General features: G+C 34.4%; 6 protein-coding genes. All 6 read right to left on the bottom strand.

Going from position 1 to position 9,177, the window contains the following annotated elements:
* Positions 1–112: 112 nt before the first annotated feature.
* The 6 genes from WMO19_RS05680 to WMO19_RS05655 all read right to left on the bottom strand — a co-directional run bounded on the left by WMO19_RS05680 (position 113) and on the right by WMO19_RS05655 (position 9,176).
* Positions 113–1,081 (bottom strand): 2-hydroxyacid dehydrogenase, encoded by a 969-nt coding sequence (locus WMO19_RS05680; protein ID WP_349170650.1) that lies wholly within the window; start codon positions 1,079–1,081, stop codon positions 113–115.
* A gap of 360 nt (positions 1,082–1,441) precedes the next feature.
* Positions 1,442–1,951: a transcription repressor NadR gene (locus WMO19_RS05675; RefSeq protein ID WP_349170649.1), complete on the bottom strand. Its 510-nt coding sequence runs from the start codon at positions 1,949–1,951 to the stop codon at positions 1,442–1,444.
* A 7-nt stretch (positions 1,952–1,958) separates the two neighbouring features.
* Positions 1,959–2,804, bottom strand: coding sequence for a carboxylating nicotinate-nucleotide diphosphorylase (gene nadC, locus WMO19_RS05670; protein ID WP_349170647.1), 846 nt, complete (start codon positions 2,802–2,804; stop codon positions 1,959–1,961).
* On the bottom strand, positions 2,776–4,038 hold the full coding sequence (locus WMO19_RS05665; RefSeq protein ID WP_349170646.1) for an L-aspartate oxidase: 1,263 nt from the start codon (positions 4,036–4,038) through the stop codon (positions 2,776–2,778). The genes nadC and WMO19_RS05665 overlap by 29 nt, the downstream gene beginning before the upstream one ends.
* 1 nt (position 4,039) lies before the next feature.
* Positions 4,040–4,957, bottom strand: a complete 918-nt coding sequence (gene nadA / locus WMO19_RS05660; protein ID WP_349170645.1) for a quinolinate synthase NadA — start codon at positions 4,955–4,957, stop codon at positions 4,040–4,042.
* A gap of 217 nt (positions 4,958–5,174) precedes the next feature.
* Positions 5,175–9,176: an FtsX-like permease family protein gene (locus WMO19_RS05655; RefSeq protein WP_349170643.1), complete on the bottom strand. Its 4,002-nt coding sequence runs from the start codon at positions 9,174–9,176 to the stop codon at positions 5,175–5,177.
* Between the last annotated feature and the right edge of the window lies 1 nt (position 9,177).

Below are 9,177 nucleotides of genomic sequence, written 5' to 3'. Positions count from 1 at the left end.
TTCTTTTTTAAATTCATAACTATATTTCATAAAAATACCCTCCTTACTGGTTTGTCCAGTAAAGAGGGTACATATAATTTCTTGATGGGATTTTTAATAAAATTAAATCTTATTAATTGAAAAGTTCCTTATTTACGATATGATTTATTTTTACACCTTCTATAAAATTAATAATATCTTCTGAAATCATCGGGATTATTACATCACTTATATCAGCCGTTCCTCCGCCAATATGAGGTGTTACTATTATATTAGAGTTTTTTAAAAGTTCATCGTTCTTGTCTAATGGCTCATTTTCAACAACATCTAAACCAGCACCTAGTAATTTACCTGAAGTAACAGCTTTTAATAATTCCATATCATCAATTAACCCACCTCTAGATGTATTAATTAATATAGCTCCTTTTTTCATAATATTAATTTCATCTTTTCCAATTAAATGAAAGTTGTTTTTTGTTAATGGAACATGTAAAGTTACAATATCTGATGTTTTTATTATTTCTTCAAAATTTTTAAATTCTAAATTATAAATTTTTTCTTGATCTCGGCTTAACCTATATTCATCATAGTATTGCGTCTTTGCTCCAAAAACTTGAGCATACTTAGCTACTCTTCTTCCGATATTTCCTGCTCCAATAATACCTAAAGTCTTATTATTTAATGAATAAGATTCATTTATAAATGTGTTTTTACTCCATATTCCATTTTTAAGACATTCCTGATGAGATAATAATTTTCTGCCAACTGCAAGCATTAACATTATTGTTAATTCTGCAACAGAATAAGCATTCGCTCCAGGAGTATTAGTCACTATGATTCCTTTTTTGCTTGCATAATCCACATCGACCGAATCATAGCCCGCTCCCCATCGCATAATAATTTTTAAATTTTTATTATTATCTATAATTTTTCTAGGTGCTTTAAAAACTCTTAATATAAGAATATCAGCATCTTTCATTGAATTATATTCTTCTTCATTTTCTACTTTCACAAAATCAAAAGAATCTCTATTTAGTGCAGCTTTTAATCTTTCAAAGGTCCCTTGCGGATATTTACCTGCTAAAACAACTCTGTATTTCAAACTGATTTCTCCTTTTTTAATAGCTATAATTCTTCTCCATAAAATCAATTAAACTCTACTTATTCTTAAAAATATAATTGAATAAACTTTTTCTTTTCAGCATAATAATATCAGTTTATATTTATAAAATCTAACAGACTTTTTATAGCTTTTTAACAATATTTATTTGTCATTAAATACTTTTTGCTCTATGAGATATTTATATAAATATTTAAATAAAAACCTTGTAATCAAAATGTTTTAAACTAGTCTAAAATAACTTTTAAAAACAAAAAAGCACAAGACATATATCTTGCGCTTTCTTAATAAGTTTAGTTTTTAAATTTTTTATATTGCCTTTACTGAGAGAAAAGCATATTTTTATTCCTCTATTAAAAATCCAAGTTCCTTTAAGACAAGTTCAATTTCTTCAATAACTTCTTCATTTTCACTAACAACTGTGTGGAAGTGAACTCCACCAGTAAGTACATCTAAGGGCTTTGACTTTTCTTCCTTCATTTTTTCTAAAAATATTTTTACATCTCGCCTAGAGGAGCAGTTTAAATCCTTTTTTATTTCTCCATAAACCTTGTGGTGAACTATTACATCTTTCACTCTTCCGCCAAGGTCTACAATGGCATTTAATTCTTTATTTATATCTTTATCGCTGTGTTTAACTTTAAAAACTTTTTGAGTTCTCTCTTCGTTTAAATAGTAACCCCTATTAGTTGAAACAATATCCTTTCCACTAGCTCGAAGTATGGCTATATCTTGCACTATTACTTGCCTAGTTACATCAAATTTTTCTGCCAACTTTTCTCCTGATATTGGCTTTTGATTGTCATATAAAAATTTTAATAGGTCATCTCTTCGTGTTTTTGGTTCCTTCATATCTTCCTCAATAGATTTTTAAATTTTTCATGGATAAGTCTAGGACTCCTGCCTGGTAAGTTATGGCACCAGATGAAATATAATCAATGTCTAAATCTTTATAGTCATTAATATTTTCAAGGCTAATATTTCCTGAGCACTCGATTATTGCCCTCTTATCAATAAGCTTAGCGGCTTCTTTTATTTCTTCTATATTCATGTTGTCTAACATAATTATATCAGCTTTAGCTTCTAATGCTTCTTTCACTTCATCTAAATTTTCTACTTCAACTTCAATTTTTTTGACAAAGGGATTTAGGCTTCTTACTTTTTCTATGGCATTTTTTATTCCACCAGCAGCATCTATGTGATTGTCCTTTATCATAATTCCGTCAGATAAATTATATCTGTGATTGTAGGCCCCGCCAAGAGTTACTGCATATTTTTCCAAAATTCTCATGCCTGGTGTAGTCTTTCTAGTGTCTAAAATTTTTACAGAGTCACTATTAAGGGAATCTACCATTTTTTTAGTATAAGTGGCAATACCGCTCATCCTTTGCAAATAATTTAGGGCAGTCCTTTCGCCTTCTAAGATTGCCCTAGCTTTTGCCCTTATTGTCCCCACTAAGTCAGAATTATTTACCTCATCGCCATCAGAAAAATTAAATTCAAAGCTTGCATCTTCATCTAATATTTCAAAGACTCGCTTAAATACATCAAGACCTGCAATAATTCCCCTATCCTTTGAGATTAAACTTACTTCTCCCTCTTCATCTTTTAAAATTGCATCTGTAGTGATGTCGCCACTAGTCATGTCTTCTCTTAGAGCAGAAATAATATACTTATCAATCACTATTGGCTTTAGCTCTCTCATCTTCTCTTATCCTTTCAAAAATAATAACACGATCTTTTTCTTTATCAATCTTTCCAGCATCAATTTGAAAATCTATTTTTCTATCTTCAAGTTTATTTTCATTTAAGTAATCTGCCAAAAGTCTTCCAAAAACTACACACTCTAAAAGTGAGTTGCAGGCAAGTCTATTGGAGCCATGAATACCAACATTTCCTGCTTCTCCAACTGCGAAGAGTCCCTCTATATTAGTTCTTCCCTTAATATCACATTCTATGCCGCCCATAGTGTAGTGTTGACATGGAACAACGGGAATATTTTCATATCTTGCATCTATTTGCCTATCTTTTAATTCCTTAAATATCATTGGAAATCTCTTTGGAATTTTGTCTTCACCTAGTGGTTTCATGGACAAGTATTCAAAGTCTACCTTTTCTTTTTTCATTTCCCTTAATATTGCCTTTGCCACAATGTCTCTAGGCTTCATTTCGTCGGTGAATCTCTCCTTTTTGTGGTTTAATAGGAGAGCGCCCTCACCTCTTGCAGATTCAGAAATCAAAAATTGTCTCTCTGCCCCTTCTTCATATAGGGAAGTTGGATGAAACTGAATGTAGGAAATATCCTTTAACTTGACACCATTTTTTATAGCCATGGCATATCCATCACCACATATATGAGGGAAATTTGTGCTCCTATCAAAAAGTCCGCCTAGTCCACCAGTTGCAAGAACAACATTTGTAGAAATAAAAATTTTATCTAAAGACCTTGCGCCATAGCACTTGCCCTTATTTACAATTAAATCAACAATAGGAGTGTCTTCAAATATTTCTATATTAGCTCTTTCCCTAAGCCTTTTATAAAGGACATCTAAAATCCCCTTGCCAATTTCATCATCTATGTGAAGACCTCTGGCTATCGAATGACCGCCTTCTCTTGCATAATCAAAGTCTCCATTCTTCTTTGTAAATTCAACTCCAAGGTCAAGTAAAAAATTTATTGCAGCTTGGGACATATCTACCATTTTTTCCACAGCTTGCAAGTTATTTTTGTAGTGACCTGCCTTTAATGTGTCTTCAATAAAAGTTTTTCTGTCAGACTTATCCTTTAGGACATTTATGCCACCTTGAGCCAGATATGAATTTGAATCTTCTAACTTTTTCTTAGTTACTAGGGCAATTTTATAATTTTTACTTAACTCTAAGGCTGTGCTAACGCCTGCTAGCCCAGAGCCAATTATTAAAATATCATATTTTTTCATCTTATGCACCTAGCTCCAACATTCTCTTTAGAGGAATTAAAGCTTTCTCTCTAATTTCTTTATCTACCTCAACTTGATTTTCATTGTTTTCAATTACCCTAATGACTTTATCAATATTTAATTTTTTCATGTCATTACAAATTGGACTTTTTCTCAATTTTCTAAAATTAATATTTGGATATTTTTTCTTTAGCTCAGTAAAAATTCCTTCCTCTGTAACAACTAGTACATCGTCATATTTTCCAGCTTCTTTAATAATAGCCTTTGTAGAACCTATAAAGTCAGCAAGGTCTAAGACTTCTCTTCTACATTCAGGATGAGCTAAAATTTTTACCTTGCCCTTAAAAGCTCTAACATCATCAAGGTCAATTTCATCGTGAACTGGGCAGTAACCATCATTTAAAATAACATTTTTATCAGGCAATGATTTTTTTATGTAGTCGCCAAGATTTTTATCTGGAACAAAAAATATATTTTTTTCCTTTAATTGATTTACAATTTTTGCAGCATTTGAAGATGTTACACAAATATCTGAATAAGCTTTAATTTCAGCAGTGGAGTTTATATAGGTTACAACTGCTAAATCATCATACTTTGCTCTCATCTCTTTAATTTTTTCTACACTTACCATGTGTGCCATAGGACAATCTGCTCCAAGATCTGGCATCAATACATTTTTGCTTGGATTTAAAATTTTTACACTTTCGCCCATGAAGTAAACCCCAGCCATGACTATTGTCTTTTCCTTTAACTCAGTTGCCTTTTGAGATAGGAAAAAAGAATCTCCTATGTAATCAGCTATAGCTTGTATATCCTCATTTACATAATAATGAGCAAGAATAACTGCATCCTTTTCTTCCTTTAATTTTTTTAAGATTTTCACTTTTTCATCAAAGTTTAACTTTTCTAAATTTTCCAATTTTATCCAATCTCCTAATAAATTTTAAATAAAATTATATTACAAAGAAGATGATGAGACAAGCCAAGTGTATATACACTTGCAAGGTAAAGTGACCTCTTTATTTTTTAATTTACTATAATTTAAAGGCTAAAATTTTCTTTTATCTTTAATTTTTATCAGTCCTTTTATAATTGAAGTTAAAAAAAGACCGAAGATTTTATCCTTCGGTCAAATTTTATTCATTTGATTTTAGTGCATCAAGGGCGTTAATCTTTTTTATCCTAAAGTGGAATATTATCATTATTAGTGTGTTTATAAAGGCTGTGATTATGCCTGCCAGTATAAAAGGTCTTGCCGTCAAGTCTTCTGGCAACATTGCCATAAAGGGCACTACTATTTGTAAGACTGAGTAGTGCAAAATTTTTCCAACTACCAGTCCTATTAATATTCCAATAAGGGCAAGGATGTAAGTTTCCTTATAGATGTAGGATGTGGTCTCCTTTGGATAAAAGCCCAGGACTTTTATGGTTGAGACTTCTCTTATTCTCTCTTCGATATTAATATTTGTTAGGTTGTAGAGGACTACAACTTCTAATATTGTCGTCACCATTAAAATTATTATTTCAACCTTTGTTATTGAGAATAAAAATTTATTTAAGATGTCCTTTAGGTCGTCGATGTTGGTAATGTTAAAGACTGCCTTGTTTTCTATTGTGGTCTTTGTAAATTTGTCCTTGTCAAAGTTTTGAGGCGCCTTTATTAAGTCTGTGTTTGCCACAAAGTCTGAGCCCGTCACTTTTTCAAAATAGTCTTTATCCATGTAGACATTGTGGCCGATGTAAAATTCTGTTATGCCAGCTACTTCAACTTCAAATTCGTTGCCATAGACATCTCTAAGTTCAAGTGGGTCCCCAACCTTTAATTTTTTAAGCTTGGAAAGTTTTTCTGTTATTATTACCCCTCTCTTGGAAAGCTCAAGTTCTTCGCCCCCGTCCTTGTTCCTAAGAGCCACATAGTTTTTAAATTCTTCCCTGTCCTCTGGCACAATTACATTTACAACTTGGTCGATCTCATCGTAGTCTACTGTGAATAATTCTTCATAGGTCTTTGTGTACTCTAAATTTTTACCGTCAATTTCCCTTCTGTAATCTCCATAGGCATCTTCGTCAAACTTACTGTCATATAATACTGAAAGGTCGTATTTTAAAATTTCTTTAAACTGCAAAGTTTCTACATCTTTTACGGATTCTGATATTCCAAAGCCCAAAACAAGTAGCGCCGCGCAGCCCATGACGCCAACTACTGTCATGAACATTCTCTTCTTTGACAAGAATAAATTTCTCGCCGTTACCTTGGACAAAAAGCTCATCCTGTTCCAGATGAAAGGAATTTTTTCCAGCATTATTCTGTTGCCCTTGGAAGGTGCTTTCCCTCGAAGAAGGTAGGCTGTCTTTTCCTTTAGGTTTTTGTTGACAGTAATTATTGCCGCAACTGTTGTAAATATAAATCCAATGGCTATGGCAAAAATTATCCTAAGTGGAAAGGCATTTATAATCAAGTGGTCCTGGAAAATCGTCTTTGTTGAATAGGCATTGCCTATGATGTAGGTCAATAAATAAGACCCAGTTATGGCGCCAAGACTTCCACCAATTATTGATGCCAGCGTGCCATATAGGAAAAATTTTCTCCGAATTTCTCTATTGGTGTAGCCCAGAGCCTTGTAGGTTCCAATGACCACTCTATTTTCGTCAACCATTCTCGTCATTGTCGTGAAGCATACTAAAAGTGCTATGGCAAAGAAAAATATTGGGAAGATAAAGGATAGACCGTCCACTCTCTTTGCATAGTCCAAGTAGGTGTTGATGTCACCCGAAAGGTGTCTAGCTGTAATCTTGTAGCGAGGTTGTTTTATTAGGCTAAGATACTTTCTTCCGTCGACAATTTTTTCTCTTGCGTCATAAATTTTTTCTTCAGCCTCCTTGGACTTGTCGCTGAATTCTCTTTCGCCTTTTTTCAAGTCTTTCTCCGCCTTGTAGAGCTTGCCCTTGGCATCGTCTAACTTGTCCATGCCAGTCTTTAGCTCCTTATCAAGCCTTTCCTCTCCTCTTTGGAGTTCATCAGTTCCAGACAAATATTTTTCCTTGGCTCTTGATAGTTTCTCTCTGCCCTCTACATATTGGTCGTACTTTTCCTCGTACTCCTTCTTGCCACTTTCGTAGTCGGCACTTCCCTTGTCTAGTTTTTCTTGAGACTCGTCAAGTTTCTTCTTAGCCTTATTAAGTTCTTCCTTGGCGTCTCGGAGTTTCCTCTTATTCTTTTCTATTTCATCCTTATTTTTTGCGTATTCCTCTTCGCCCTTTTCGGCTTCAGCAATTCCCTCTTCAAGCTGCTTTTTGCCCTCTTCAAGTTGCAGCTTACTTGCATCAAGAGTTGCCCTTGCCCCTACTAATTTTTTCTCGCTTTCATTTATTTTTTCAATGCCAGCCTTGCCAACCTTGACCTTGGCTTTTAAGTCATCTAAGCTTCCAGTGATTCCCCCTGGCACTTCCTTATTTATTTCCTCAAGAGCCTTGTCAATTTCAGCCTTGGAATTATTTAAAAATTCTAACTTTTTATTTAGGGCTTCCTTATTTTTTTGAAGTTCTGCCCTTTGTGCCTCTAAGCCTTGAAGTTTAGCCTCAAGTTTTATTCTGTCATCATCTGATAAATTTGGATCATTGAGAGCCGCATTTGTACTTGCAATTTCAGCCTCAACTTGCCCAAGTCCACCATCAACTTGGTCTATCTGTGCCTTTGTACTTGCAATTTCACTTTCAATAGTGGGAAGTTTATTTAAAATTTCACTGGCACTGTCCAAAATTTTATCTAGGGCATAAATTTTTTCCACTGCATCTTCATAGGAAGTGGCGCCCATTTTACTCACTAGCTCCTCTTTGCCTGCTTCAAGCTGTTTTTTGCCGCTGTCGTATTCCCTTTCGCCTTCCTCATATTTTTTCATTCCTTCAGCAAGCTTCGCCTTAGAATCTTCAATCTTTTGCCAGCCATCGTCTAATTTTTTTCTGCCTTCAAGGAGCTTGTCTTCCCCCTCTTTTAGGGCCTTTTCTGATGCTTCAGCCTGACCAAGGCCCTTTTGGTACTTTTCCTTGCCTTCAGCCAGTTGTTCCCTTCCAGAATCCAATTCAACTTTTGCATCATCAAGCTTTTTCTTGCCATCCCTTAACTTTTCGTAGCCGTCAATGAGCTTTCTCTCGCCGTCGTCAATTTCCACAGATGCCTTGTAAAGCTTGTCTCTATTTTTTGAAATTTCAGACTCTGCATCACTTTTTTCCTTGTTGTACTTGTCTAGACCCTCTTGATAATCCTTTTTGCCCTTGTTTAAGTCCTTACGACCCTTGACAAGTTTATCCTTTGCATCCGTGAGCTTGTCCTCTGCATCAGTAATCTTGTCTTCAGCATCTACTATCTTGCCAGAAATTTCATCTTGTATGGATAAAAGTCTCTCCTTAGGTCTATTTTTTAAATCGATCTTTAGGGCGCGAGTCTTCTTGTTCATGTAGTTTACATATTCCTTGTCAGAAGTCACAAGACCCTCTGTGCCCAAAAATTTTAGCTTGGCAAGAGTTGGCTCCCCAGAAAAGTTTCCATCGTCAATGTAGGCGAAATAAGAAATTTTTCCATAACCCCTTTCAGAATAAGTTCCGTTCTTGTCTTGAATGAAGTCAAGAGAATTTGCAAAGCCAACAACCTTATAGGAAAGCCTCTTTAAGTCATTGTCATCATCGTCGTCATTGTCCTCCTTAAAGGAAATGATGTCGCCAATTTTTTTGCCATCATTTTTCATTCTGGAGTCCAGGACAATTTCATCAGGACTCTTTATACTTCTTCCCTCAACAATTTCTGGCTTAGAAATTTCATAGGGCATATTCAAGACTTTTATGACAATAGAATCTCCCACTAGGAAGACATCCTTGTCAAAGCCGTATTCAAGCTCAGATATGTCCTCTTGGTCCTCGATAATAGCCTTGTCTTTATCTTCCAGACCAATAGGCACAGAAATTTTTAGGTCCTCTTGATTTAGTTTTTTTATTTTATTATCAAGGGTGTTTCGCATAACTTGCCCAGTAGAGAGCAAGCCAATTAATACAAAAACACCTAGAAAGACAATTATTAAAATAGATATAAATCTCGGAAGAGAATTTTTTATCTCTCTAAAATTATCTTTTTCGCAAGCTTTCACC

It is taken from the genome of Peptoniphilus hominis (ex Hitch et al. 2025) (genome assembly GCF_040096015.1).
Taxonomy (GTDB): Bacteria; Bacillota; Clostridia; order Tissierellales; family Peptoniphilaceae; genus Peptoniphilus_A; species Peptoniphilus_A hominis.
This window is presented reverse-complemented; position numbering and strand designations above follow the sequence as displayed.

Excerpts from the sequence above, each read along its gene's own strand:
- WMO19_RS05675 (WP_349170649.1), bottom strand. The coding sequence starts at position 1,951 with ATGAAGGAACCAAAAACACGAAGAGATGACCTATTAAAATTTTTATAT.
- nadC (WP_349170647.1), bottom strand. The coding sequence starts at position 2,804 with ATGAGAGAGCTAAAGCCAATAGTGATTGATAAGTATATTATTTCTGCT.
- WMO19_RS05665 (WP_349170646.1), bottom strand. The coding sequence starts at position 4,038 with ATGAAAAAATATGATATTTTAATAATTGGCTCTGGGCTAGCAGGCGTT.